Source organism: Pseudomonas sp. WPR_5_2 (assembly GCF_003634475.1).
Taxonomy (GTDB): domain Bacteria; phylum Pseudomonadota; class Gammaproteobacteria; order Pseudomonadales; family Pseudomonadaceae; genus Aquipseudomonas; species Aquipseudomonas izuensis.
The window spans coordinates 382,910-408,307 of record NZ_RBLA01000003.1 but is presented as its reverse complement, the minus strand read 5'-3'; the positions used below and the strand labels follow the sequence as shown (position 1 = coordinate 408,307).

Annotated in this window: 26 protein-coding genes; 11 read left to right on the top strand and 15 right to left on the bottom strand. The window is 58.7% G+C overall.

Translation table 11 applies throughout. The features are described from left to right. Window positions 1–13: 13 nt before the first annotated feature. Genes BJ917_RS14505 through BJ917_RS14495 form a run of 3 tightly spaced genes read right to left on the bottom strand, consistent with a single transcriptional unit; the run spans window position 14 to window position 1,877 of the window. Entirely contained in the window at window positions 14–556 is a 543-nt protein-coding gene (locus BJ917_RS14505) for a DUF2937 family protein (protein ID WP_096512969.1), read from the bottom strand. Window positions 557–569: 13 nt separating this feature from the next. Beyond that, window positions 570–1,346: a class II glutamine amidotransferase gene (locus BJ917_RS14500; protein ID WP_096512970.1), complete on the bottom strand. Its 777-nt coding sequence runs from the start codon at window positions 1,344–1,346 to the stop codon at window positions 570–572. Window positions 1,347–1,379: 33 nt separating this feature from the next. Then, window positions 1,380–1,877 carry an MFS transporter gene (locus tag BJ917_RS14495; protein WP_096512971.1) on the bottom strand — a complete coding sequence of 166 codons (498 nt, stop codon included), beginning with the start codon at window positions 1,875–1,877 and terminating at the stop codon, window positions 1,380–1,382. A gap of 200 nt (window positions 1,878–2,077) precedes the next feature. On the opposite strand from BJ917_RS14495, the gene BJ917_RS14490 reads away from it, so the two are divergent. Together BJ917_RS14490 and BJ917_RS14485 are read left to right on the top strand one after the other, a co-directional pair. Beyond that, window positions 2,078–4,132, top strand: coding sequence for a S9 family peptidase (locus tag BJ917_RS14490; RefSeq protein WP_121103693.1), 2,055 nt, complete (start codon window positions 2,078–2,080; stop codon window positions 4,130–4,132). A 203-nt stretch (window positions 4,133–4,335) separates the two neighbouring features. Further along, window positions 4,336–4,809: a cyclic nucleotide-binding domain-containing protein gene (locus BJ917_RS14485; protein ID WP_096512973.1), complete on the top strand. Its 474-nt coding sequence runs from the start codon at window positions 4,336–4,338 to the stop codon at window positions 4,807–4,809. Here the strand turns inward: BJ917_RS14485 and BJ917_RS14480 are convergent. Next, a complete protein-coding gene (locus BJ917_RS14480; RefSeq protein ID WP_096512974.1) occupies window positions 4,806–5,096 on the bottom strand; it encodes a hypothetical protein in 291 nt (96 codons plus the stop codon). The two genes, BJ917_RS14485 and BJ917_RS14480, sit on opposite strands and share 4 nt — an antisense overlap. Window positions 5,097–5,192: 96 nt before the next feature. On the opposite strand from BJ917_RS14480, the gene BJ917_RS14475 reads away from it, so the two are divergent. The 4 genes from BJ917_RS14475 to BJ917_RS14460 all read left to right on the top strand — a co-directional run bounded on the left by BJ917_RS14475 (window position 5,193) and on the right by BJ917_RS14460 (window position 7,472). Continuing rightward, complete coding sequence (locus BJ917_RS14475; RefSeq protein WP_007898703.1) at window positions 5,193–5,879, top strand: spermidine synthase; 687 nt, start codon at window positions 5,193–5,195, stop codon at window positions 5,877–5,879. Window positions 5,880–5,927: 48 nt separating this feature from the next. Next, the gene (locus BJ917_RS14470) at window positions 5,928–6,299 is read left to right on the top strand and encodes a YajD family HNH nuclease (RefSeq protein WP_053156205.1); all 372 of its coding nucleotides are present in this window, start codon (window positions 5,928–5,930) and stop codon (window positions 6,297–6,299) included. A gap of 233 nt (window positions 6,300–6,532) precedes the next feature. Further along, the gene (locus BJ917_RS14465; RefSeq protein ID WP_046816778.1) at window positions 6,533–7,003 is read left to right on the top strand and encodes an RNA methyltransferase; all 471 of its coding nucleotides are present in this window, start codon (window positions 6,533–6,535) and stop codon (window positions 7,001–7,003) included. A 91-nt stretch (window positions 7,004–7,094) separates the two neighbouring features. Then, window positions 7,095–7,472: a DUF2892 domain-containing protein gene (locus tag BJ917_RS14460; protein WP_121103692.1), complete on the top strand. Its 378-nt coding sequence runs from the start codon at window positions 7,095–7,097 to the stop codon at window positions 7,470–7,472. A gap of 126 nt (window positions 7,473–7,598) precedes the next feature. On the opposite strand, the gene BJ917_RS14455 is transcribed toward BJ917_RS14460, so the two are convergent. Together BJ917_RS14455 and BJ917_RS14450 are read right to left on the bottom strand one after the other, a co-directional pair. After that, a complete protein-coding gene (locus tag BJ917_RS14455; RefSeq protein ID WP_096512976.1) occupies window positions 7,599–8,828 on the bottom strand; it encodes a hypothetical protein in 1,230 nt (409 codons plus the stop codon). Window positions 8,829–8,847: 19 nt separating this feature from the next. Beyond that, entirely contained in the window at window positions 8,848–9,297 is a 450-nt protein-coding gene (locus BJ917_RS14450) for a YcgN family cysteine cluster protein (RefSeq protein WP_095195502.1), read from the bottom strand. 280 nt (window positions 9,298–9,577) lie between these two features. Between BJ917_RS14450 and BJ917_RS14445 the strand changes: the two genes are divergently transcribed. After that, window positions 9,578–10,171: a nitroreductase family protein gene (locus tag BJ917_RS14445; protein ID WP_096512977.1), complete on the top strand. Its 594-nt coding sequence runs from the start codon at window positions 9,578–9,580 to the stop codon at window positions 10,169–10,171. A 116-nt stretch (window positions 10,172–10,287) separates the two neighbouring features. On the opposite strand, the gene BJ917_RS14440 is transcribed toward BJ917_RS14445, so the two are convergent. The 5 genes from BJ917_RS14440 to BJ917_RS14420 all read right to left on the bottom strand — a co-directional run bounded on the left by BJ917_RS14440 (window position 10,288) and on the right by BJ917_RS14420 (window position 15,273). After that, entirely contained in the window at window positions 10,288–11,220 is a 933-nt protein-coding gene (locus tag BJ917_RS14440; protein WP_096512978.1) for a D-2-hydroxyacid dehydrogenase, read from the bottom strand. 121 nt (window positions 11,221–11,341) lie between these two features. Then, window positions 11,342–11,635 (bottom strand): YcgL domain-containing protein, encoded by a 294-nt coding sequence (locus tag BJ917_RS14435; protein WP_096512979.1) that lies wholly within the window; start codon window positions 11,633–11,635, stop codon window positions 11,342–11,344. Further along, window positions 11,632–12,765: a ribonuclease D gene (gene rnd, locus BJ917_RS14430; protein WP_121103691.1), complete on the bottom strand. Its 1,134-nt coding sequence runs from the start codon at window positions 12,763–12,765 to the stop codon at window positions 11,632–11,634. Before rnd ends, BJ917_RS14435 begins: the two co-directional genes overlap by 4 nt. 123 nt (window positions 12,766–12,888) lie before the next feature. Then, window positions 12,889–13,551, bottom strand: coding sequence for a class I SAM-dependent methyltransferase (locus tag BJ917_RS14425; protein WP_096512981.1), 663 nt, complete (start codon window positions 13,549–13,551; stop codon window positions 12,889–12,891). Window positions 13,552–13,623: 72 nt separating this feature from the next. Further along, the gene (locus BJ917_RS14420) at window positions 13,624–15,273 is read right to left on the bottom strand and encodes a phosphoethanolamine transferase (protein ID WP_096512982.1); all 1,650 of its coding nucleotides are present in this window, start codon (window positions 15,271–15,273) and stop codon (window positions 13,624–13,626) included. A gap of 337 nt (window positions 15,274–15,610) precedes the next feature. Between BJ917_RS14420 and BJ917_RS14415 the strand changes: the two genes are divergently transcribed. From BJ917_RS14415 to BJ917_RS14405, 3 genes are all read left to right on the top strand, one after another. Continuing rightward, window positions 15,611–16,795, top strand: a complete 1,185-nt coding sequence (locus tag BJ917_RS14415) for a cyanate transporter (protein ID WP_121103690.1) — start codon at window positions 15,611–15,613, stop codon at window positions 16,793–16,795. A gap of 14 nt (window positions 16,796–16,809) precedes the next feature. Beyond that, the gene (locus BJ917_RS14410; protein WP_121103689.1) at window positions 16,810–17,727 is read left to right on the top strand and encodes a DMT family transporter; all 918 of its coding nucleotides are present in this window, start codon (window positions 16,810–16,812) and stop codon (window positions 17,725–17,727) included. A gap of 97 nt (window positions 17,728–17,824) precedes the next feature. Beyond that, the gene (locus BJ917_RS14405; protein ID WP_121103688.1) at window positions 17,825–18,754 is read left to right on the top strand and encodes a LysR family transcriptional regulator; all 930 of its coding nucleotides are present in this window, start codon (window positions 17,825–17,827) and stop codon (window positions 18,752–18,754) included. A gap of 8 nt (window positions 18,755–18,762) precedes the next feature. On the opposite strand, the gene BJ917_RS14400 is transcribed toward BJ917_RS14405, so the two are convergent. Further along, a complete protein-coding gene (locus BJ917_RS14400) occupies window positions 18,763–19,128 on the bottom strand; it encodes a 5-carboxymethyl-2-hydroxymuconate Delta-isomerase (protein WP_096512986.1) in 366 nt (121 codons plus the stop codon). A 57-nt stretch (window positions 19,129–19,185) separates the two neighbouring features. Then, the gene (locus BJ917_RS14395) at window positions 19,186–20,112 is read right to left on the bottom strand and encodes a LysR substrate-binding domain-containing protein (protein ID WP_096512987.1); all 927 of its coding nucleotides are present in this window, start codon (window positions 20,110–20,112) and stop codon (window positions 19,186–19,188) included. A 233-nt stretch (window positions 20,113–20,345) separates the two neighbouring features. Between BJ917_RS14395 and BJ917_RS14390 the strand changes: the two genes are divergently transcribed. Beyond that, the gene (locus tag BJ917_RS14390) at window positions 20,346–20,552 is read left to right on the top strand and encodes a hypothetical protein (protein ID WP_096512988.1); all 207 of its coding nucleotides are present in this window, start codon (window positions 20,346–20,348) and stop codon (window positions 20,550–20,552) included. Window positions 20,553–20,606: 54 nt separating this feature from the next. Here the strand turns inward: BJ917_RS14390 and BJ917_RS14385 are convergent, their stop codons facing one another. Both BJ917_RS14385 and BJ917_RS14380 read right to left on the bottom strand, forming a co-directional pair. Further along, entirely contained in the window at window positions 20,607–20,798 is a 192-nt protein-coding gene (locus BJ917_RS14385; protein WP_121103687.1) for a DUF1508 domain-containing protein, read from the bottom strand. Between the two features lie 475 nt (window positions 20,799–21,273). Beyond that, window positions 21,274–25,323, bottom strand: a complete 4,050-nt coding sequence (locus tag BJ917_RS14380; RefSeq protein ID WP_121103686.1) for a helix-turn-helix domain-containing protein — start codon at window positions 25,321–25,323, stop codon at window positions 21,274–21,276. Window positions 25,324–25,398: the final 75 nt, after the last annotated feature.

Below are 25,398 nucleotides of genomic sequence, written 5' to 3'. Positions count from 1 at the left end.
ACAAAGGGTGTTCTTAAAGACCGCGCAAATCCCGCTCTTCGATCGGCCGGCTCTGGCGCAGGCGCTTGCCGCCGAGCACAACCCAGTCGATCAGGCGGAACAGGCATTCCAGGCCAAACGACAACAGCAACGCGCCGCTCATGCCCCAGATCATCGCTTGCGGCGTCAACAGGATCTGGTAGCTGTAGCCATTCCAGGTTTCCTGGCGAATGTCCGGATCGGCCGCCAGCACCACTTGCAGGAAACGGATGTACCACGGGCCCTGCATCGCCTGGAACTGCTTGTCCAGCGCCAGCTGACGGGTCAGCAGGTTGCTCAGGCTGTCGGCGTCACTGCGAAAGATCGGGTCTTCGCTGGCGCGGTAATGGGCCACCAGTGCCTGCATATCACCCTTGAAGAACTGATTGGCCGTGCCTTGAAAACCACTCAAGCCGGCCTGCGCTTCAATCAGATGCGCCTCGACCCGCTTGGCGTAATCGTTGATGAACCCCGGCACCTGGACACCGATCAACAGGCCCGCCGCGAACAACACCAGCCGTAGATAACTGAGCAACATGGGGAGCAGATCCTTATTCGGTCACGCCCTGGCTGACGCATTCACCGCGTCGCCACAGGCTCCATTGGCCCGGTTCGTAGCGGGTCCAGGTTTCGTTTTCGGTCAAGGGTTCGGTGGCGATGACCGTGACCACGTCGTTGGGCGTGGTTTCGGCCTGGAAATCGACGATCACATCGACATCTTTCAAGCGCGCCGGGCCGAAGGGTGCGCGACGGGTGATTTGCGCCAGCTTGGTCGAGCAATAGCAGAACAGCCAGTCGCCGTCGCTGAGCAGGCAATTGAATACGCCTTTGCTGCGGTACTCGGCGCAGGCGGCCACCAGGTCCGGCAACAGGTCTTCGACCTCGACCGGCTCGGGGAACGCGGCACGTACGCGATTGAGCAAGTCGCAGAACGCCGCTTCGCTGTCGGTATCGCCCACGGGACGGTAGAAGCTGAAAGTCGGCTGGAAGTCCGCCAACTGGCCGTTATGGGCAAAACACCAGTTGCGGCCCCACAACTCACGGACGAACGGATGCGTGTTGGATAAGCAGACTTTGCCGACGTTGGCCTGGCGGATGTGGCCGATCACCACTTCGCTCTTGATCGGGTAGCGCTGCACCAGGTTCGCGACTTCCGACTCGCAACTCGCCGCCGGGTCCTGGAACAGGCGCAAACCCCGGCCTTCGTAAAAAGCGATGCCCCAACCATCCCGGTGCGGACCGGTACGCCCGCCACGCTGCATCAGCCCGGTGAAGCTGAACACGATATCGGTCGGGACATTGGCGCTCATGCCCAATAACTCACACATGCTCGGACTCTCGCTTCAAGCCAGGGGCAAAAGTTACAAACGCGGTTCGACCCGCATACGCTGGGGGTTGCTTGGCACCGGTGGACGACCATAACGATCATCCCCGGCCCCCCCGAACGGATGCACCTCTTCCGGCTCATCGGCGAGGGCCGCGGCTTTGGCAGCAGCAGCCTGCTCCTTGCGTGCCCTGGAGGCGCGTTCGATCGGGAAGCGGATCACCACGAACACCAGGTAAATGCCGAAAGCGATCATGCCGTACATGAACAGGTCGGAAATCGCCCGCCACGCGTTGTTGCCGACCTTGAACAACAGGTCCAGGGCGGTAATGGCAATGGCCGGGGCGACCTTTTCCTTCACCGGGTCAATGATGGTCGGGCTGAAGAGCAGCACCGCCACCAGCAACCGCAGCGGCTCGCGCAGCCAACGCCACATCCAGCGGGTGATGCGCATCCACACCAACAGGCAGCCCAAAGCGGCAAAGGCGTAGAGGCCCCAAGCGATCAGATAGTCGTTCTCGGTCATGGTGTCCATGGCAAGGCAGGCAAAGAGGCGCTTATGATAACGGCTTTTCGCACATCAGGCTTGCCCCAAGCGCAATCCATGTGGGAGCGAGCCTGCTCGCGAAAGCGGTGGGCCAGTCAACATTGACAGTGAATGTGCCGGCCTCTTGGCGAGCAGGCGCGCTCCCGCAGGTGGCAGCCCCTATTTCGTACATTTATCGAGAGTCCTTCATGCCCCTATCCGCCAACGCTTCCGACGCCCCGATCGCCCGCAAGGACGAGGGTACTGACCCGTATGCCTGGCTGCAGGAACGCGACACCGATGCGGTGCTCGACTACCTGAAGGCTGAAAACCGCTATCAGGATGCGCAAACCGCCGATCAGGCCGGGCTGCGGGAAACCCTGTTCGAAGAGATCAAGGGCCGGATTCTCGAAACCGACCTGTCCCTGCCCTCCCCCTGGGGACCGTACCTGTATTACACCCGCACCACGGCGGGCGACGAATACGCCCGGCACTACCGCTGCCCGCGCCCGATCGATGACAGCCTGACCCTCGATGAAAGCCGGGAACAACTGCTGCTGGACCCGAACGTGCTGGCCAACGGCGGCTTCTTCTCTCTCGGCGCATTCAGCATCAGCCCGGACCACCAGCGCCTGGCCTACAGCATCGATTCCTCGGGCGATGAGATCTACACACTGTTCGTGAAGGAATTGTCCGACGGTCGCGTCAGCGAACTGGAGTTCCAGGACTGCGACGGCAGCATGACGTGGGCCAATGACAGCCTGACCCTGTTTTTCGGCGAACTGGACGACACCCATCGCCCGCACAAGCTATTCCGCTACTGCCTGGACGGCACGGCGGCCGAAGAAGTGTTCCATGAGCCGGACGGCCGCTTTTTCATGCATTGCTACCGTTCCAGTTCCGAGCAGCAATTGCTGCTGTCCCTGGGCAGCAAGACCACCAGCGAAGTCTGGGTGCTGGACGCCAACCAGCCGCAGCAGGCCTTTACCTGCATCGCGCCCCGGGTTGAAGACCATGAGTACGACGTCGACCACGGCGCGCTCGACGGCCAATGGGCCTGGTTCATCCGCACCAACCGCGACGGCATCAACTTCGCCCTGTACACCGCAATCGATACTGGCGTAGCCCCCATCGAATCGACCTGGCAAAACCTGATCCCCCATAGCGACTCGGTGATGATCGACGGCATGAGCCTGAATGCCGGCGCCATGACCTTGAGCCTGCGTGAAGGTGGTTTGCCGATCATTGAAGTCTACCCCCGGGACTTGCCGAGCTACCGGGTGCAACTGCCAGACGCGGCTTACAGCCTGCATGTGCAGAACAGTCTGGAATTCGTCAGCGAACGGATTCGCCTGCGCTACGAAGCCCTGAACCGCCCGGCGCAGATCCGCCAGCTGGAACTGGTCAATGGCGAGCAGAAAGTGCTTAAGGAAACCCCGGTTCTCGGCCCGTTCGACGCCGATGCCTACGTCAGCCAGCGCCTTTGGGCTACAGCGCCCGACGGTACGAAAATTCCCATCAGCCTTGTCGTCAAACGCGAAGCACTGGGTCAACCAACGCCCCTTTATCTGTACGGCTACGGCGCCTATGGCGAAAGCCTCGACCCGTGGTTCTCCCACGCGCGCCTGAGCCTGCTCGATCGCGGCATGGCGTTTGCCATCGCCCACGTGCGCGGTGGTGGTGAGCTGGGTGAGGCCTGGTATCGCGCCGGCAAGCAGGAGCACAAGCAAAACACGTTCAGCGACTTCATCGCCTGTGCCGAGCACTTGATCGCCAACGGGTTCACCACCGCGCCACAATTGGCAATCAGCGGTGGCAGTGCCGGTGGTTTGTTGATCGGGGCTGTGCTCAATCAACGGCCGGAACTGTTCGGTGCCGCGATAGCCGAAGTGCCGTTCGTCGATGTGCTCAACACCATGCTCGACCCGGAGCTGCCATTGACCGTCACCGAATACGACGAGTGGGGCAACCCGCAGGAACCGGACGTCTATGATCGGATCAAGGCCTACGCCCCGTACGAAAACGTCTGCGCACAGGCATATCCGGCGACCCTGGTGATTGCCGGCTACAACGACAGCCGCGTCCAGTATTGGGAAGCGGCCAAATGGGTGGCCAAATTACGCGCGACCAAAACCGACACCAATCCCCTGCTGCTCAAGACCGAGCTGGGCGCCGGACACGGCGGGATGAGCGGTCGATACCAGGGATTGCGTGACGTAGCGCTCGAATATGCATTTTTGTTCAAGGTTTTGGGTGTTGCCTGAGGAACTCGGCCTGAAGTGCCGGTCTTAAATCCGTACCTCAACGCCGAAAACAACACTGCCCCCGTGGGAGCAAAGCTTGCTCGCGATGAGGCCGCAACATTCAACATCAATGTTGACTGACATGCCGCCATCGCGAGCAAGCTTTGCTCCTACAGGGCAATGTCAAACCCGGAAAACAGACACAACAACAAAGACCGCACGACATGTCAGAACCGACCTTTTTGAACAATGAAATTCGCGACTGGCTGATGGATTGCGGCCTGTTCAACCAGCTGCTGCCGGTGGACTTCGCCGCGGCCTCGGGCTATTTCAGCATCAGCACCATCGCCCAGGGTGAAGAGATTTTCCATGAGGGCGATGCCGGCAGTTTCATGTGCATCATTCACACCGGTCAGGTGGCTGTGCAAAAGACCACCAGCGACGGGCAGCAAGTGACCATTGCCACGTTGCGCAGTGGCCGCTCGTTCGGCGAAATGGCTGTACTCGACGGCGAGCGTCGCTCGGCCAGTTGCGTGGCGGCGAGTGACTGTCAGTTGCTCAACCTGGGCAAGGATTCCCTGGAAAAGATGCTCAACGATGCACCGAAAATCGCCGGCAAGATCATCCGTGCCCTCGCCGTGTCCCTGTCCAAGCGCCTGCGCATGGCCGATGGGCAACTGCTTGCGCAGCAGGTTTAACCGCCTGGCGACTTGACCTTCGGCGGATTTTGCTCGATCCCCGGCACCGGCTGATCCTTGGTCGGCGGGTTCGGCATCTCGATAGGGACCAACGGCGGACCGCTGCTGCCAGGGCCGACCTTGGGCACCGGCGCGGGGGAGATTTGCGGGTAGGGCGTGGGCGTTGCGGTGCCAGGCGAACCGGGCGTCGGCGCTGGACTGACGGGCGTGATTTGCATCGGCTGGGCCTGCACTGCAGTAATCGAAAGCGCGGCCAGGGTAATGACCGTTAGAATGGTGCGCTTCATCAATGGCTCCGTTGGCCTTGTTGTCATTTGCAGGCTACTCCCAACGGCGTCCGTTTGCCTTCCCCTCTGCTGCCATTTTTTCCTCAAGTGAGCCCCATGAAACGTTTCGTCCTGCTCGACACCACCCCTATTCCCGAGAACGGCGGTGCCCTGTGCCTGTTCGAGTACGGCGAAGATTTCGTCATCAAGATCCAGGGCGGTGACGGCGGACAACTGATGAATACACGCATGCACGGCTCCGAGGACGCCCTGGCCGAGATCCCTTGCCGCAAGGTCGCCGGGCGCCCGAATTCGCGGGTATTGATCGGTGGCCTGGGCATGGGCTTCACCCTCGCCTCGGCGCTCAAGCACCTGGGCAAGACGGCTGAAGTGGTGGTCGCCGAATTGGTTCCGGGTGTGGTGGAATGGAATCGCGGGCCGTTGGGCGAGAAGGCCGGAAACCCGTTGCTTGACCCACGCACCGTCATCCGCATGGAAGATGTGGCCAAAGTACTGCAAGCCGAACCACAAGGTTTCGATGCGATCATGCTCGACGTCGATAACGGCCCCGAAGGCCTGACCCAGAAGGCCAATAGCTGGCTCTACTCCGCCGGCGGCCTGAGCGCCTGCGCCAAGGCCCTGCGGCCCAAAGGTGTATTGGCGGTGTGGTCTGCCAGCGCCGACCGGCAGTTTTCCGACAAACTGAAAAAAGCCGGATTCAAGGCCGAGGAAGTGCAGGTCTTCGCCCACGGCAACAAGGGCACTCGCCACACCATCTGGATTGCCGAGAAGCTCAAGGGCTGAGCTAAACTCCACCTATACCGTCATTAGTCTTTCTACAAAGGTGAACCCATGAGTTCGTCCACCCCAACCAACACCTCGAAGCTGGACCGCATCCTCGCCGACAACCAGCGTGACAAGGAAATGGGCTACCGCGACAAGGCCCTGAAAATGTACCCGCACGTGTGTGGCCGTTGCGCCCGTGAGTTTTCCGGCAAACGTCTCAGTGAGCTGACCGTGCACCACCGCGACCACAACCACGACAACAATCCGCAGGATGGTTCGAACTGGGAGCTGTTGTGCTTGTACTGCCACGATAACGAACACTCGCGTTATACCGACCAGCAGTATTTCGGTGAGGGCTCGTTGAGCACCCCGAAAATTGCCAAGGCGACGCATAATCCGTTTGCGGCGCTGGCCGGGTTGATGAAGAAAGAAGAATAATTTTCGGCGACAGTCCCGGCCTCATCGCTGGCAAGTCGAATCGTCGCACCGCAGCTCCCACAGTGATTGGGGTGATCACGCGTTCTGTATACACCTCAGCCCCTGTGGGAGCTGCGGTGCGACGATTCGACTTGCCAGCGATAGCGATCACCCGGACACCGCCAATCTCCAAACTGACCACGGCCTGCCAATCCCCGTATAATCGCGCTTTTTTCCCGAAAGGCACCCCGCTCGTGGCAGACAAACGGTACAGCTGCATTGGTTTGTATAACCCCAAATCACCGGAGAACGTCGGTTCGGTGATGCGCGCCGCTGGTTGCTACGGCGTGGCATCGGTGTTCTACACCGGCAAGCGCTATGAGCGCGCCGCCGATTTCGTCACCGATACCAAGCGCGTCCATTACGACATCCCGCTGATCGGCATCGACGACCTGAAGAAAATCCTGCCGCTGAACTGTGTTCCGGTCGCCGTGGAGCTGGTCGACGGCGCCCGCCCGTTGCCCGAATACACCCACCCGGACCGCGCGCTGTACATCTTCGGCCCGGAAGACGGCTCACTGGATAAAGAGATCCGTGACTGGTGCGAAGACGTGGTCTACATCCCGACCACCGGCTGCATGAACCTGGCCGCCACGGTCAACGTCGTGCTGTACGACCGCATGGCCAAGGGCCTCAATACCCGTTCGGGGCCGAAATTCCGCTGAGTTGCCGAACATCCGATGGAACAAGCTGGCCGCTGCGGCAGTCAGCTTAACTATCCATGACCGAACAGCCCTTCCCGCCTGGAGACGTATCATGAGCGAACTCAAACGCGTAGAACGCATCGAATCCACCCCGTTCCAGACCCCTACCGACCACAACGTTCAAGGTTGGGAGCGCATCGGTTCCCTGGCTGGTGGCGTGGTGATGGTGGGCAAGGGCCTGCGTCGTGGCGGCCTCTTCGGCTTGATCCAGGTGGCCATCGGCGGCGTGGCCCTGGCCCGCGGCATCACCGGTCATAGCTCGGTGAAAAGCCTGCTGGAAAAAAGCCGCCAGGACATGGATAACGTGCGGGCGAAAATCCAGCGAGCCAGTGAAGACTTGAAACAATTGAAGGCCAATGCCGAGGCGGCGACCAAAACCGCGACGGTGACAGGTAATGATTCGTTGAAGTCGCCGAAAGCCGGGGTCTGATCCGGATCGTACAGCGAGTCTGATGGCCCCTTCGCGGGCAAGCCCGCTCCCACAGGTAATGTGGTGCACACAGCATTATTGATCACACCAATTACTGTGGGAGCTGGCTTGCCAGCGATGGCGATGTTACTGAATCAACTCGGTATCAAGGACCCTGGAGGAGTCGCCAATCACGCTCTCACTGAGCTGCACAAACTCCTTGGTATCCACACTTTCCAGCCGCATCGCTGCCCGCAGCACATCATCCAGTGAACGCTTGTTGCGGGTCTTCAGGCGAATCTCGCGATCCAGCTCCTGCAACAGCACCACCGCTTTTGAAATCTGTGCCGGGTTGATCTGCTCGCCGCGCAAGGTGGTGACGGCCTGACCGTCCTTCGCCAAGCGTCCCTGCAAACTCTGGTAACGCTCGTCACTCATGCCACCGGCGCGGCGCACCAGTTCGATGGCGTAGTACTCGGCAAAACCTTCGCTGATCCAGTCACTGCGCTGACCGTCGTTGATCCGTCCGAACAGCTGTGCCAACTCTCGCACCAGCGCACTGCTGCCGTTTTCGCTGACCAGTGGCAAGCGACTGTTCAAGTAGATCGACTCGTGCGCGGCGAGACTGCCGCGCCACATCGGATCGCTGGCGCCGACAATCAACAGCTTGGTGGGATGGCGAGGGAACACGGCTTGTACTTGTGGCCAGACAAACGTCAGCAGGGTCAACACATCCATACGCCGCATACCCTGACCTTGGGGCGAGGCCACGGTGACTTCGGTTTCTCCCAGCCGGGTGCGACGGCTGCCAAGATGGCCGGCGAGCATCCAACCGGTAGGCCGGTCGAACAATCGGGAGACGTTGTCGATGCGGAACTTGTTCTTGCCGATTCGCGGCCAGGCGGTTTCGACGCTTTTCCAGCCGTTGGGCAGCTCGAATTCCAGGCGTGACACCAGTTCGATGCCGTCCTGCTGATCGAGTTTGGCGGCAGGCACCAGATCGTCACCGCGCAGCAATGCCCAGGTCGGGGTCATTCGGGTGTCGAAGCTGCCGCTCTTGCGGCCGTGGCTGATGCGTACACGGTAGGTCAGGCTGGCCTTGTCTGTGGCCGGGTGCCAGACACCGCGGGTCTGTGTACCCGGTGTCAGCTGCCACTGGCCGTCGGCCTTGAAATCGCTGTAATGACTGCCGTCGCCCAGGTCGAAATCCAGGCTACGGACCGCCGATCCTTGCGCCAGCGTAAGGCGTACTTCAGCCTGGTCACTTTGCGGTATCAAGCGCACGTGGTAATCCAGATCAACCTTCTTCGCCGCCCACACGGGTGAGCTCAGGGTCAGAAGCCCAACGACCAGCGCCCGCCGCCATCCCACAGCCATACACACTCCTTGTTGAAACTTAACCCGCGCGGAAAATCAGATGGTCTTCCCAATCATCTTCGGGGACGCTGCCTTCGGCGAGCATGCGCCCGGACTGGGAAATGCGTTCGTGATGCACCGCATCGCGATCCCCGCACACCAGGTGATGCCACAACGGCAAGTCCTTGCCCTCGCTGACCAGGCGATAGCCGCAGGTTGGCGGCAGCCATTTGAATTCGTCAGCCTTGCCCGGTGTGAGCTGGATGCAGTCCGGCACCGAGTCGCGACGGTTCGGGTAATCGCTGCACTGGCAGGTTTTCAGGTCCAGCAGTTTGCAGGCGATACGCGTGTAATAGACGCTGTTGTCGTCTTCATCTTCAAGTTTTTGCAGACAGCACAGGCCGCAACCGTCGCACAGCGATTCCCACTCCTCTTGATCGAGTTGATCGAGGGTTTTGCGTATCCAGAACGGTTCGACTTTGGCGGCCATGGCTCAAGCATCAACATCAGGTGGTGAAAAGGCCGCCAGTCTAGTGCCCGCAGCTCTGCGGGCCAAGCACTGGCGACTGCCGGTAGATCGGGGGCTTGTCAGTTTTTGCGTCGACAAGTAGCTTTGCCAGTCGCAAGGAGCCAGACCTGCCTGCCATTAACGCCGACCGCGTTGCATTACGGTGATCCGCCACGGCTCTCGAGGAACCTTATCGCCCAGCCCAACTGTGCCCGCAGGTTTCAGACGTCCCTCACTTTCAAACGTAGCAAGGAATCTCTTGATGAGTGCAAACCCACGCGTTGCCGATTACGCCATCCACCCTCAATTCACCGACCGCTGGTCACCTCGCGCTTTCACCGGTGAAACCATCCCCGAAGAAACCCTGCTGAGTTTCTTCGAAGCCGCACGCTGGGCGCCGTCGGCCTACAACTCGCAACCCTGGCGCTTTCTTTACGCGCGTCGCGACACGCCGAACTGGGAGCGTTACCTGGGCCTGCTGAACGAATTCAACCGCAGCTGGGCGCAACACGCCTCGGCCCTGGTAATCGTGATCTCGAAGACTACCTTCACGGCGCCCGGCGCCAGCGAAGAAACCCCGGCCCTGTGGCACACCTTCGACACCGGTTCGGCCTGGGGCCACCTGGCGCTGCAAGCGAGCATCAGCGGCTGGCACACCCACGGCATGGCCGGTTTCGATCAGGAACTGACCCGCAAGGAGCTGAACGTCCCCGAGGGCTATGCACTGCATGCTGCCGTCGCAATTGGCAAACTGGGTGACAAAGCTACCCTGGCCGAGTACCTGCAAGCCCGCGAAGAACCAAGCCCGCGCCGTCCGCTGAGCGAGCTGGCTGCTGAAGGTGATTTCACCCTTTAATCCACATCATAGATCTACTGTAGGAGCGAGCCTGCTCGCGATGGAGTGTCAGCCACATTGGTGTCGACTGACACACCATCGCGAGCAGGCTCGCTCCTACAGGGGTCATGGCGGATTTAATACCCGCGATCGAAATCCACTTCCCCGCGCAACGCCTCACCTGCCTGATAGGCCCGCAGGTTCTCGATAAACAGCTTCACCATCAAGGATGGCGAAGTCGGCGCCGAACTGTGGCCGGTCAGCAGCAAGCCCCAGGCTGTCCAGAACGGATGGCGCTGCGGCAGTGGCTCCTGGCGGCAGACGTCAATCACGGCGCCCGCCAGATGGCCTTCTTTCAAGGCTTCCACCAGATCCGCATCGACCACTGCCACACCGCGCCCGACGTTGATGAACAACCCGGTCGGCTTGAATTGCTTGAACAGCGCCGCATTGTAGATATCGTGAGTGTTCGGGGTATTTGGCAGCAAATTGACCACGTAGTCCACTTGACCGACCAAACGTGGCAGGTCGGCCAGCGAACCGACTTCGACAAACGGTGCCTGCTCACGGGCCTCACTGGCGACGCCATACAACTCGACACCAAAGGGTACGAGGAACTGCGCCACCGTCTGCCCGATATCACCAGTGCCGACGATCAGTACCTTGCGTCCCGCCAGGCTCTGACCATGGCGACTGTCCCACTTGCGCTCGACCTGGCTGACCAGCCGTGCCAGCACCTCCCGTTCATGACCGAGCATGTAGGTGAGCACGTACTCGGCCATGACCTGACCGAATATCCCCACAGCGCGGGTCAGACGATAGTGGCGTGGCAGGCCATCGGCCAGCAGTGGCGTGATGCCCGCCCAGGTCGATTGCAGCCATTGCGGTTGATGGCCCTGACGCAGCAAGGTCGCCAGCAGGTCAGGCTGGCCGAGCCAGACCGGACACTCGGCGGCCTGTCGGGCCAGTTCCGCGGAATCACCGCTGGTCAGCACTTCCAGTTCCGGCGCAGCTTCGCGCAGCAGTTGGGCGTATACAGGGTGGTCGTGTTCGGCAATCAGAACGCGCATGCTTCAACCTTTCAAAAAAGCGCTGCAGACGACCGTCGACGCAAGACTGCTGCGTCGTCGCGGCCATCGCCAAAATCATTCCAGTGTTTCACAAAGGCTCTGAACAGAGCCTGTCTGCCGATTACATCGGGTCGTTGCGTCGCAACAACTCTTCCGGCAAGTGCTCGATGTATTCCTCTTCGGCCGGTGGCATTTGCAGGTGATAACCCTGCTTCTCGAGGTTCTCCAGCACGACGGTAATGTCCTCGCGCGACAGTTTGCGCTCGGGGCTCAGCACCAGGTCGAAAGCGTGGATAGGCTTGCCGAAAGCGGCCATCAGGGGCTCCGGTACGCGCTCAAGTGCATCGCTCTTGAGTACATACAGGTACATCTCGTTTCTCTTCGGACTGCGGTAGATCGAGCAAATACGTTTCAAGGCTGTTCTCCGGCGGTGGCCAGGCTGTCCAGCAGCGCCTGGCCCATCAGCTCGCGGCGCCAGCCACGCAGCGATTCAGGCAATTGGTAGGGACCGTTGGGGAAGCCGCTTTTGAGCAGCGCTTCCAGGGTTTTCTTGCGCAGCATCAGCTCTGGCGCGATGTTCAGGCGCTCAGCCTCGGCCTGGCCGATGGCTTTCATCCGCTTGAGCAGCGCCGCGGCGTCCACCGGCAATGGCTCCGGCACAGCGGGTGGCCATTGATCAGGCGATACACTGCCAGCGCGCTTGATCAGACCAAGCAAAAACTCACCGTCCTGACGTACGGTTCGCGGGTGCATGTCTTCGATTTTCGCCAATGCGCCGAGGTTGTCCGGTTGCGTGCGCGCCAGTGGCCACAGCGAATGCTCGCGGATGATACGGTTGCGCGGCAGGTCACGGGCGCGTGCCTCTGTCTCGCGCCAGGCGCAGAGCTCACGCAGCACAGCGAGTTGGGCGCGCGACAGTTTCCAGGCCAGCTTGGCGTCGCGATAGACCTCGTACGGGTCAGTCTCGCGGCGCAGGTTGGTGACCAGTTCGGCGCCGTCTTCCAGAACCCAAGCATACTTGTCGTCAGACAGCTTCGGACGCAGCTGTACGAAAAGCTCCGCAAGGTGCACGGCATCTTCAGCGGCGTAACTGATCTGGGTTTCGGAAAGCGGACGTTGGAGCCAGTCGGAACGGGTCTCGCCCTTGGGCAGGTCAATGCCGAGCACTTCCTGCACCAGCCGCGAATAGCCCATGGAAAAACCCAGGTTCAGGTAAGCGGCGGCCAGTTGTGTGTCGAACAACGATGCCGGCAGGCTGCCGGTCAGGCGCAGCAGGACTTCAAGGTCTTCGCTGCAGGCATGCAGGACTTTGACCACTGCCGGGTTTTCCAGCAACGCGGCCAGAGGCTGCCAGTTGTCGATGGTCAGCGGATCGATGAGGTAGGCGCGCATGCCATCGCCCACCTGCAGCAGGCCGGCGATCGGATAGAAGGTGTCGACCCGCATGAATTCGGTGTCGAGGGCAACGTATGGCAACTGCTGCCACTCGGCGCAAAACCGGCCGAGGCTATCGTTGTCGCGAATCCAGTGAATATCGATGGCCACACGGCTCTCCCTTGAAGAATGGCGCGCAGTATATATCGCCCCCGGCGATTTCCGCGCATCCACTGAACAAGAGCATTTGCGAAAATACCTACTTATCGAAAAGAATAGTCCGACAAAGCCGGGCTAGCCGACCTTGCGCAACACGTAAACCCGCATCGGCGCGCAGCCGGGAAAGAAATCCTGATGGCTGAGCAAGTGGAAACCTGCCTGCCTGAACTCGGCCTCCACCTCGACCTTGCTTGCCAGCGGTCGGGCTGCAAGCCCTTCCACGTCTGTACGCCGCGCCTTGAATCGACCTCCGACCCGCACCGCGACAATCACCGTATCGCGACTGACCCGGTGAAACTCGCCGAGCATCGCCAGGCGATGCTCGGGGTTGGCGAGGTGTTGGAACAGCTGCATGCAAAAAACACAGTCAACCGCATTTTCCGACAGACCAATGGTGAAAGCCGAGCTTTGAAAGGTCCTGATCCGCTTCAACAAACTCTGTGGATGATGGGTTCGGGCATGGTCGAGAATGTCCTGGGATGGATCGTTCGCCAGAATTACCCGGTTCGCATGCTCGGCCAGCACCGGCCAGAAGCGCCCGACACCACAGGCCACATCGAGGATCAACCCCGGCTCGCCGGCGACCTTGAGCGCACGACGCACCAACTGCTCCTCACGCCAGAACGCCAAACGCCCGGCCAGGGTCTGCGCCTGCGGCTGCAAGCAGACGCGGGCGTGCTCCTGGTCGTAGCGCCGGGCGAACTCAAGCTCAATGGCGGATGGGGACTGGGCAGTCATTTGCGATGGCTCTTGATTAGCGGTGTATCGGCCGCCGGTAAACGGCCGTTGCATGATGAATAGTTAAGGCACTCATTTCTTGGCCAGTACGCCGTTGATCGCCGCGCCACGGCAGCCGGCAAACATATCCAGTTGCGGGTCATAGACCTTGCTGTCGACTTCCAGCAGCCCCAGCATCGAATGGAACAGGTTGTCCTGGCTCAAGGGTTTGTCACGGCCCTGTTCCAGGCAGTGGGTGTCTACCGAAAACGACTTTTGGTAGCTGTCGGAGAACCAGGCCAGCATGGCCACGTGCTTCTGTTGCTCCGGTGCCAGCATGTAAGGCGTGCCGTGCAGGAAAAGGTTGAACTCGCCCAGGGATTCACCGTGATCCGACAGGTACATCATCGCGGTATCGACCTTGTCCTGGTTGCTGCGCAGCAGATCGATCAGGGTCGACAATACATGGTCGGTATAGACCAGCGTGTTGTCGTAGCCGTTGACGATACTTTCGCGACTGCAATTGTTCAGCGCATTACTTTCACAGACCGGGGTAAAGCGCTCGTACTCTTTCGGGTAGCGCTTGAAGTATTCAGGGCCATGACTGCCCATTTGATGCAACACCAGCACCGTGTCTTTATCAAGCTTATCGATGAACTGCTGTAAACCTTGCAGCAGGATTTCATCACGGCATTCACTGTTGGCGCACAGCACCGGGTCTTTCAGGTCACTGACATCTTCGATAGTCACGCGGTTGCAAGTGCCTTTGCAGCCAGACTGGTTGTCGCGCCAGATGACATCGAGGCCGGCGCGCTTGAGCACGTCAAGCAGGCCTTCTTCATTCTTCGCCTTGCTGGCGTCATAGTCCTGACGACCCATGTTGGAAAACATGCAGGGCACCGACACCGCGGTTTCCGTACCGCAGGAATGCACATCCGTGAAAGCGATCAGGCCCGCCTCTTTATTGAGTTTTGGCGTGGTATCGCGGTTGTAACCAAGGATGCCGAAGTTCTCGGCCCGCGCACTTTCACCCACCACCAAGACGGTCAGGGATTTGCGGGCATGGGTTTGCCAAGCGGGGTTTCGCTGGGCATCTTCACCGATTTTGACAAAGGGTTGCTGTGCGGAGACGACCTGTTCACGCAGGTAACCAAACGACGCGCCGATGTAGTTGCTCGGCACCACCATCAGGCGCAATTCATGGTGATTGCGAAACAACGACGAAAGCCCTTGATAGTTAATCAGGGCGACGCCACCGATGACCGCAGCCGAAGCAATGCTCACCAGAACTTTACTTAATAGCTCACGATGCCAGCGACGATAATTGATCGGCGTTTTCCACAACAACCACGATGGCAAAACACCCAGCAAAACAATATAAACAAGCAATTTTATCGACAGTAAATCGCGTACTTCCGTGGCATTGGTTTCAGCAAAGTTGCGAAACATGCCGGCATCGATCAACACGCCATATTGGCTCATGAAATAAGCCACGCCAGCACTGACCATGAACAGCAACGTCAAGACCGGCTTCATGACAGGACGGAACGCCAGCAAGGTCAGCACAATGTTGAAGGCGGCAAGAATCATCGCCCCGAAAGCCACGCGCATGACGATGCCTTTACCATCAGCCGTGGTGATTTCAAACAGGTGCTGCCACAACACCAGATTGAAGGCTGTCAATAAAAAGGTGCTGGCAATCAGTGTCACCCACTCTGGGCGCACGGCTTTCATCTTCAACATGGTAATCGGCTGTTCCTGAATAGTAGTGCCGCCGGCAAATGTGAAAAATTCATTTTTCGCGGCAGCTCAAAGTCTAACCATTCGGCCATCAATTTTTTGTGAAAAGGACGCCAACGAATGGTTTCATCTCGAAATTCGACTAAAACGTTCAGCTTATTTGAGAATGGTTCAGCTGCGGGTCAGGCTTCGCAAGGTAAGAAAAATCCCCTGCGCAAGCGAGCAGGGGATCTTCGTTGCTCCCGTATTATTTAATTTCCAAATACCACCCCGGACTTTCTGATTTGCCGCCTCCGGCCTCCGCGCGCCTAATCGACTCCCTGTTGCCCAAGGATCGATCATGGAAAACATTCGCGCCCTCTCCCGCCCCGCCCACTGGTTGATGTTCGGCATTGTTATCGTCGCCCTGAACCTGCGTCCCTCCATGGCTGCGGTCGGGCCTTTACTGTCGGCGATTCGCGGCGACATCCCGCTGAGTTTCAGTCTGGCCTCACTTCTGACCATGCTACCGGTAGTGGCCATGGGACTTGCGATGTTCTTCGGTCTTGCGATCAGCCGTCGCCTGGGCGAACACCGCACGATCGTGCTGTCGCTGCTGATTATCGGTGTGGCCACGGTGTCGCGCCTGTTTCTCGATTCGGTGGCAGAACTGATCCTCAGCGCCGTGCTGGCCGGCATCGGCATTGCGTTGATCCAGGCGCTGATGCCGGTGCTGATCAAGTCCCGCTTCCGCGACAACGTCGCCCTTTGCATGGGGCTCTACGTCACGTCGATCATGGGTGGCGCCGCCATCGCCGCCTCTTTCGCCCCCTTGGTGATGGCTCACACCGGCAGTTGGCGCGTGGGCCTGGCGATCTGGTCGTTGCTGGCAGTACTGGCGCTGCTGTTCTGGTGCGCCCAGCGCTCAAGACTACCGGCGCAGGATGCAAAGTCATCTGGCAACGCTTCCTTCTTCTCCAGTGCGCGCGCCTGGTTACTCGCGGCCTTCTTTGGCCTGGGCACGGCATCCTACACCTGCGTGCTCGCCTGGTTGGCCCCGTACTACGTGGAAAAAGGCTGGAGCGAACAACAGGCCGGATTATTGCTGGGCTTGCTGACGGCCATGGAAGTGTTGTCGGGTCTGTTGACCCCCGTCATCGCCAATCGCAGCCGTGACCGGCGCCTGGTGCTGATGGTGTTGCTGGCACTGATCATGGCGGGGTTCTGCGGGCTGATCCTCGCTACGCAACACTTGAGCCTGTTATGGCCGTGCCTGTTGGGCCTGGGTATCGGCGGGCTGTTTCCGATGAGCCTGATCGTGTCGCTGGACCACCTGGATGATCCCCGTCGAGCCGGTGGACTGACCGCATTCGTGCAGGGCATCGGCTATCTGATTGCCGGTTTCTCACCCCTGATCGCCGGGATGATCCGCGACCAACTCGGCAGTTTCGAGTGGGCCTGGTGGTCACTCACCGGGGTCATGGCGCTAATGCTGCTGATGGTCTTGCGCTTCAATCCACGGCACTACGCCCGCCACATCCACTGACCGGGAATCCCACCATGAAACACAGCGGTTTCGCCGTCGCTCACGCCGGCATGTTGCTTTGGGCCTTGTTGATCGCTGCGTCGTTTGCTGCCGCGGCGCAGGTCAGTCAAGCCATCGACCCGGTTCTGCTGACCGGTCTGCGCCTGCTGTTCTGTGCCCTGGTGTTTTTGCCCCTCCTGCTGATCAAGGGCGATAGCCCCATCACCGCCCGCGGACTGCTCGGCCATGGCGCACTCGGCTTGTTGCTGGCGGTGTATTTCGGCTCGCTGTTCGAGGCGCTGCGCTATACCTCGGCAGTCAACACCGGAACGCTGTTCACCCTGGTGCCACTGCTGACGCTGGCTTTCGAAGCCGTGTTGATTCCCGGCAGCAACCTGAAACAGCGGGTGATTCCAATGCTGATTGCCGCTGCCGGGGCTGTGCTGCTGGTGATGAAGGGGACCGGTCCGGGCGAACTGCCTTCGCTGTACGCGCTGTCGGTGTACGGCGCCGGTTGCCTGGCGATGGCGCTCTACTCGCCCCTCAGCCAGCGGCTCAAGGCCGATAGCCTCAAAGGTCGCGGACCGGTGGGCATGACGTTCTGGAACATGCTGTTCGGGGCGCTGTTTCTGCTGGGGTTCTGCGGGTTCAGTGGCGGCTGGAAGTCGGCGTCATTGCTGACGATGAGTGATTTTTACTGGCTGATGTACCTGGCGTTGTTCGCCACCCTGGCGACGTTCTGGCTGCTGCACCGCGCGATTGGCGTGATCGCGTCGTCCTCGGTGATTTCCTACATCTACCTGAGCACGCTGTTTATTACGATGTTTCACTGGTTTTGGTGGCATCAGGCGCCACAGCCGTTGGAGGTGATGGGGGCAATGTTGGTCGGGGTCGGTATGCTGGCGCTGTTGATGTCCAGCCGAAATGCGATGCCCGACACGGTTCAGAACTGAAATCTGACAGGCCGTTTTCCTCGCCCCGTCATTCCGCTAGGATCAGTCGCACAAGATTGCGCACGATCAGCGCAACGAGCACTTCGAGACGGAACGGATGCTGAACAGTAACGTGCTAAGAAAACTGGATATGCAGGACCTCATGGTGTTCGTCGCCGTGTATGAGCAAAACAGCGTTACCGGCGTTTCCGAGGCGTTGTGCGTCAGCCAGTCCACCGTGAGTTATTGCCTGAAAAAACTGCGCAGCAGCTTCGAAGACGAGCTGTTCATCAACACTCGCACGGGCATGCGCCCCACTTACAAAGCCGGCAGCATGTACCCCCACGTGCTGACGATCCTCGAAAACATCAACCTGTGCCACGCCGGGGCGCCAGCGTTCGATCCGGCGTTGCAACCGGCGACCTTCAACATTTGTGCACCGGAATACTTCGAGCAGTTGGTCCTGCCGCGCCTGTTGAGAAACTTCGCACTCGCCGGACTTCCAGTGATGATCAATATGCAAAAGCTGGAAACCGACATCCCGGCCGATGCACTACGCGATGGCAGTCTCGATCTGGTGATTGGATTCGGTCCGAACTTTCATCGCAACCATGGCGACTTCAACGCACGGACATTGCTGGAAGATGATCTGGTTTGCGTCTTCGATCAGCGCGCCGCACCGCTGGAGAAGCGCCTGAGCCTGCACACCTTCGTCGAACGCCGGCATGTGTTCCCGACACCCTGGACGTCCACCACCAACATGGTCGACGGCTGGTTGGCACAGCAGGCCCGGCAGCGGCAGATTGTTGCGCGGGCCAATAGCTACAGCGCGGCACTGAAGATGATCACCGGCACTGACTTCATCCTCACCCTGCCGCGGCGCATCCAGCGATTACTGGCCGACGAGGCCATCTTCGATCACAGAGAAGCGCCCAATGGCTTACCAGGCTTTACCCTCGACATGCAGTGGAGCCAAAGCGTCGATCAGGACAGTGCCAACACCTGGTTGCGAGAGCAAGTGATCAAGGCCTGCGCCGAGCCGCAGTGATCTGACATTCAAACGCCGATGGCCGTTTTGGTATACGACTCGCGATCGATGTCGAGCAGCTCCACGCACAACTGGACCTCAACCCCCACCGGCCATTCACACAGCTCTTTCACCACCGCCAGCAAGCTTTCGGACAACTGCTGCTTGATCTGCGGCGAACGTCCGCTCAACAGCGCCAGCTTCACATGCACGAACGCCCGCTCTGCCAACGCCGTGCCGACCTTGAATGTCTCGACCTTGATCGCACGACTCTTGATGTCGAATTCGGCACCGAACTGACCTGAAGCCACCAGCGCATTGTTAAGCCGCATCAAGGCCACATCGGCATTCAGATCAGGCAGGTTGGCGGTGTATTCCAAGTGCAGGTGAGGCATGACGTAACTCCTGATGGTCGGTGGAAAGTTCATACATATAGCACGGCGTTGCTCCGTTCACTGGGACAGCGACAACAGATTGCGCTCCCCCATGAACGCTTCAAGCCGTGAGCGCAACCAGCGCTCGGCGGGGTCACTGTCGACATGACTGAGCCAAACCATGGACAGCTCGAGGGTCGGCGTCTTGAACGGAAACGGCTCCTTGAACAACAGCCCCGTGGCTGCCATCGCCTCGGCGGTGTAATCCGGCAGGCTGGCAATCAGATCCGTACCGGCCAGCAACGCCGGCAATGAGCTGTACTGTGGCACCGAGAGCACTACCTGACGCGAACGACCGAGCTGCGCCAGCCACTCATCGGCGAACCCACTGACGTTGGCGATGTGGGAAACCAGTACATGTGGTCGCGAGCAATACTCATCGACGGTCAGCGGCGTATCGGACGCATCTGCACGTAATACAGCGGGGTGGATGTGTCGCAGCAATTTGCGCTTGGCATTGGCCGGCAAGCCGCGAGTCTGGGTGACAGCGACCGTTATATCGCCGGACGCCAGGAGGTCGGAAACCCGCCAATGATCGACATTCTGCACCACGAAGACCACCTTCGGCGCTTCCTGACGCAACGCACGTAGCAGCGGCGGCAACAGACCGAATTCGACATCGTCCGACATACCGATTCGAAAGGTCATGGTGCTGCTGCTCGGGTCGAAATCATGGGTCAGGCTCAACGCCACGGACAGCGAATCCAGCGCTGGCGACAAGTGCCGAAAAATCTCCTCGGCCCGCGCCGTCGGCTCCATGCGATGGCCGACGCGGATGAACAACGGATCATTGAACATCGTACGCAAGCGGTTGAGCGCCGAGCTGATGGTGGGCTGACCAAGAAACAACTTCTTCGCCACTTTGGTGACATTGCGCTCCAGCATCAGCGATTCAAACACCACCATCAGGTTGATGTCGGCCTTGCGTAGTTCGTTGCGATTCATCCTTTGCACCCACGCGCATTAACTGTCGACAGTGTAGGGAGGTGCCGCAATCGGCGTCTATGCGGCGGAACAAATAGCCTCGGGCATTTACGTTTAATGCGAATCCGTTCACGCGCCTCGTCCTACAGGCTTTTCCTGATTTCCTTGCACACCTGGCGGGACGCCCGTGCGCCCCTAAGCTCAGGAGGCCCAGGGCAACCGCTCTTGGCTTACCGAACTCAAGGAGCTACTCAATGGCTAGAGATAAAGCGAAAGACGACAAACACTTCAACTGCGCCCAGCCTCACGAAGCTGACTACGTCGCCGGCCTTTACCCTCATGCAAAGGAAGAGGTGAAAACCTTCCTGGCCTCGGCCTGCAAGGACAAATCCCTGCACAACTCCACCCACAAGGACGTCTACGACTTGATCAAGAGAAAACTGGGCCACTCGCAACCGTAATACCGCCCGGTTGAAACGAAGCTGCTCTGAATGAGCAGCTTCACCGCCTGAAGCCTAGATCTCCTTGATCGGGGTCTGGTCGCACGTTCCCCTGATCAAGCTGATGGCATGCACGCAGTCAGACTTGTTGACGTAAGCTTCCCCACTGGCAATCGTTTCATGATTCCCCGCCCGCAAACGCCACCGCCATTGGCCCTTTCCATGCTGAACGGTGCCACGGGTTTGCCTGTAAATCTCAAAATACATTGCTCGCTCCTTGCGATTGCTGATGACGACAGATCAGTGATCTGTGAGAGCCAGAGTAGATGGGGATTTTTATAGGTGGACTGATTGAGTATCAGGGGATATTTCGTGAGGAAACCCCTTGAATCGCGGGGCGAGCAATGGATTCGGAGGGCAGTAAATTGAACGACAGGGATGAGTCACTATTCCCTTGGATAGGCATATTTTTCTTACACAGGATTACTGCTTGATCCGACACTCAATTTTTTAAACAGAAAATCCCGACAAACAAAAAAGCCCCGTAACTTTTCAGCTACGGGGCTTTTTTCATGTATGGCGGAGAGATAGGGATTCGAACCCCTTCACACGCGCCCATGGACCGCTCTAAGCCATTAAAAGCGGCATTTTCGTATCATGCCTAATGCGCATTACGGCCTACGGCGGCCCTGAATTTGCCCTAAATTTGCCCTAAACCGTCCCCGCCCCTTATTCGCCCAGGCTATTCATCTTCACCCTCTAGAGCTTCCTTTGATTTTCGTTGACGTGCAATCGCAACGCGCGCTCCCTTGAGTAGTTCGTCGTACAGCTCAAATGCGGGCTCGGCGCGGCTGAGTGATGCGAGCATCTTTACGCAGTGCTGCTCTTGACGGACGTCCTCCGGGAACGGCTCTCCGGGTGTTCCTCTTCGCATACCAGAGTGTGCTGAGGCCTCGATTGATGAGCGAATATCAGTTAGCGCGTCTTCGCCAATGAGTTCTGCCGCATTGAGGATGTCCCGGATGAACTTTGGATGATCATAAATGAGGGTCGGCTGACTTTCGAGCAGGACTCTGGCAACGAGCCGGGCATGAGCTTGCGAACCCGACGACATCCACGTAAGGAGTAGATCAAGCAATAGTTCGTCGTAGTCGCCGCAGAGGCCAGAAATTGCCTCGCCAAAACGCTGCACCCCCCGAGTATCTGCCGGTTCGTTGAGAACCCAGTCAAGAAGCTCTCTTATCAGACGTGGCCCCATCTCGATACTCATGAGTCTAAGGCTGTTTTCATTACGCTCTTTACTCAGTGGCTCATATGACCAGTCGTTTCGACGCGTCGCCTCGATGAGACGCGCTTTGACCAACGCGACGACAGCAACGGGGTCCTCTTTGATTGACGATGCGAGGAAGGCCTGGACCCAGTAGTCATCAAGCCCCCTCAATACTTCAAGCTTCTCCAATAGCTCGCTTCGCCTACTGACGACATCACCCTTGGGAATGGGTTTTCCGCCAGCGATCAACATAAACATGCCGTGAGTTGCCGTAGAACTTACTCCGAAATCTGCCAAGCAAATGAGCTCGACTGCCAGAGCTGGGCTTCTATTAGCTACCTGGCGTGCAAGGTTTGACGCGGCTAACAGTACATTCGGGTCCTTTGACTCAAAGATACGCCTGAACAGGGTAACTTCTTGCGGAGTGTAGGGGCGTGATGGTTCAAATCTTGTGTATGCCTCAGCGAGTTGGGCCAATACCTCGGCGGAACCCTCCGAGCGAGTGACGTAGTCCACTACTAAGTCCGAATTTCCGGTCTCAATGGCCACGCTCAGAGCTTTGCCTACAAACGGGGCAAGCTGACCGACACTGCACTCGGTGTTCCTTCGAAGCAATTCGATGGCAAGACCTGGCACGAAACTGAGCAGATGATTCACGAGCAGGAAGGGAGAGCCGTACCCCACGGGGACTACGTTCACAATGTCTTGCAAACAGTCATGCAATTCATCGAAGAAGCTCCTTGCATCAGGGAACTCAGCCATCAGCTCAGTCGTCAGGAGTTCACGGTCGCTCTCATGCTCCTCGCGTTCAAGCGACTCGCTGAGTTTCCATGTGTCCGTTCCCCAGCCGTCGATAAGCGCCCGGAGAAATCGGGTCCTCAAGTCTCGATTCAACAAAGCCATGATGGCGCGAGCCTCGTCAGACGTCTCCGGCCAGCCGCGAAACGCATGCCAGGAAATGGACTGTGCGAGTCGAACCAGTACTACGGGCGATACGTATACTTCACGCAGCACCACCTGAAGCTCTCGCAAGAGGCTCTGGTGTTCTCTTTTCCACTCTTGATCAGACGTGTCGCCATGCATTGGACCACGCAAGGCATGAGCAATCGTCTGTGCTGCGAGAAACGCTCTTCGGGGTGGGCCTTCCCGGAGGTACTTGAGAAGCGCTCCGGTTACCTCATCCCTGACGATTTTTGCCGCTTTCAGGGAAAGTTGGTAGCGCGTGATAGTGAGGGTCAAGCGTGAATAACTCGTCGCCTCAATCTCAGTGCCCAGCGCCCCCTCAAGTATGGTGAAGGGCGTGTAAACCGAGTTGAGCGAGGCAGGCCTTTCCAGAAGCGCAAATGCGAACCGAATAACCTCTCGCACGTACTCAACAGGCTTATTCAACTGAAACGTAGCCAGTTCCTTGAGGATGCGAATGCCGTGGCCCGGCTGCTGATTTAACGCGCGGGTATCGCTGCGGCCTGCGATCCATAAGAGGTGACATGCTTCTTGGACGTGGTCGTACGTATATGCTGCATTGCGCACCATATTGCACACAGCCGAGCTGTCTCCATGTTTTTCGGCGATGAGCCGCTTCGCGAAGTCCAGAGCAAACCTGGGCTGGTAGTAGGCAACGGCCTCCACGGCTTCTACGTGCGGATTGTTGTACCTGGTGCCCCAGCACAGCTTGGGGCTGAGACTGGTCAAAAGCACACTGTCGTCTGTTTTTCCTTCGCGCAGGCGCCAGTCCAATCGTCCAAGATTGACAAATAAGTGCTTCAGTTGGTCCGCACCCGCGAGGTCGAAGACTTGTGTAACGAGCGCGTTAGCTCTGCCATCCGCATTGAGGTAGTTCGATCGAATGATTTCATCCGCCAGCAGATCTGGAGCGAGCCTCGAGCGAACCCCGCGTTTGAATAGAACTCCTGCTTCTCCCAACAAGCGCATCAGACGACTGGCGTCGGGTGCCTCAATTCTCTCGACCTTACACAAGATATGAAGCAGACCCGGATCGTCCGGAATGATGGGTTGAAGGAGCGCGATAACCCGTAGGACGGCCCTCAGCTTCGCAACATCCTGCCCCGAAACCAGGGTGACAGCAATGACGTCCTGAAGGCGCGATAGCACATAGGTTTGAAACTCTCCCGAATTGCCCAGAAGCGTTAACGGCACATCATCGCGCGCGACCAATTGCGCCGCTAATACTGTGACCAGCGGCGTCGAGTACGTTGCGCGGGCGATTTCGGCAGCGGCTGCGAGAGGGCCATTGCACTCGGCGAGAACCGATGCGGCCAGTGCTTGCGCTTCCTCTCGCGTTTGCTGGTGCATATCGACAAATTGGACCAGAGGTCCCAACAAGCTTACGTCAGCCGCTTGAAGACGCAGCGCTTCCTTTCCGTAGGGACGAAGCGATAGAAGCAGCCGCGTTCTATTGTCCGGAACTGATGCATGCCTAAGCAGGATGCCGAGATCTTCACGCTCGTGAGCATCATCGACAACAAGCAGTGTCACGCCGCCGAGGCTGTCGCGCAGTTTGTCCAGGTGGTGAGCCCTGACGTCATCGGTCGGCGACACAAACCGAACTTGCAGGGAGGTGTTTTCCACCAGTTGCTGGGTAACTTCGCGAAGAACACGACTCTTTCCGAACCCAGGCGCCCCGACGAGGCAGGTAAGGAGTACCGAATCGTCTCGGACGTAGTCCACAACCTGTGAGACCTCTGCGTCGCGACCAACAAGCGCCCAGGAGTGGTTGAAGAAACGGTCAGGAACCAGGAACGGCTTGAAGAAGGCCTCTTGAGTCTGAATGGGTCCCGGTTCATCAACTCCAAGTAGATCTAGGCGCTGACCACTGAAGTAGCGGTCCACCAGGTCCAGGCGGTCGTACATCGAGAGATCATGAAACTTTCGGGTGATGTCCTCTCGGTCCCACAATTCCCAGCCAGCATGTACAGCCATTGCATCGCGTGCCCTTGGACTCGCGACGCTAGACAGCAAGAGTACCTTTAAGTCTGCGACATAGGTCTGCTCAGCCACCGCGGTATGGACCTTCTGGGCACCAAACTCATTAACTCGCTTGCACTGAAACGAGTAAGTCCCGAATGAACCGGTGGCGACGATGTCGATGCCATGCTGCTTATGACCCGTGCCCCCATAACGGTGCACTTTGCCAGCGCTGGACCGGTACATGCGATCCAAGAGGGCCGAGCAGAAACTTTCGAATGTATCCGGAGGCAACGCAGAGAGAGGCAATGCACGGTCGTAGGTAGTGGCCACTTCAATACGGAGATCTACTGGCGCTGTTTTATAGCCGGCAGCCGCCAGGAGCTCGTTCTCCTTGGCTCCAACCAGCTTCTCCAACGAAGGAATGTCATTCGAACGCGGACGAGCCACCCCCTTCTCCCAACGACTAACTGTCTGCTGAGCTTTTCCGAGGGCTGTCGCCAGCTCTTGCTGCTTATTGAAACCCGCCGCTACACGGAGTCGAATTAACAGCTCGCCGAATTCTGCGTAGGGTACCGACTTAAGAGATTCCTTCATTTCTTGTACCTTTTCACGCACACACAAAAAAGTGTACTACAAAAAGCACACACAGCAAGCCAATGCTTCCTCCCA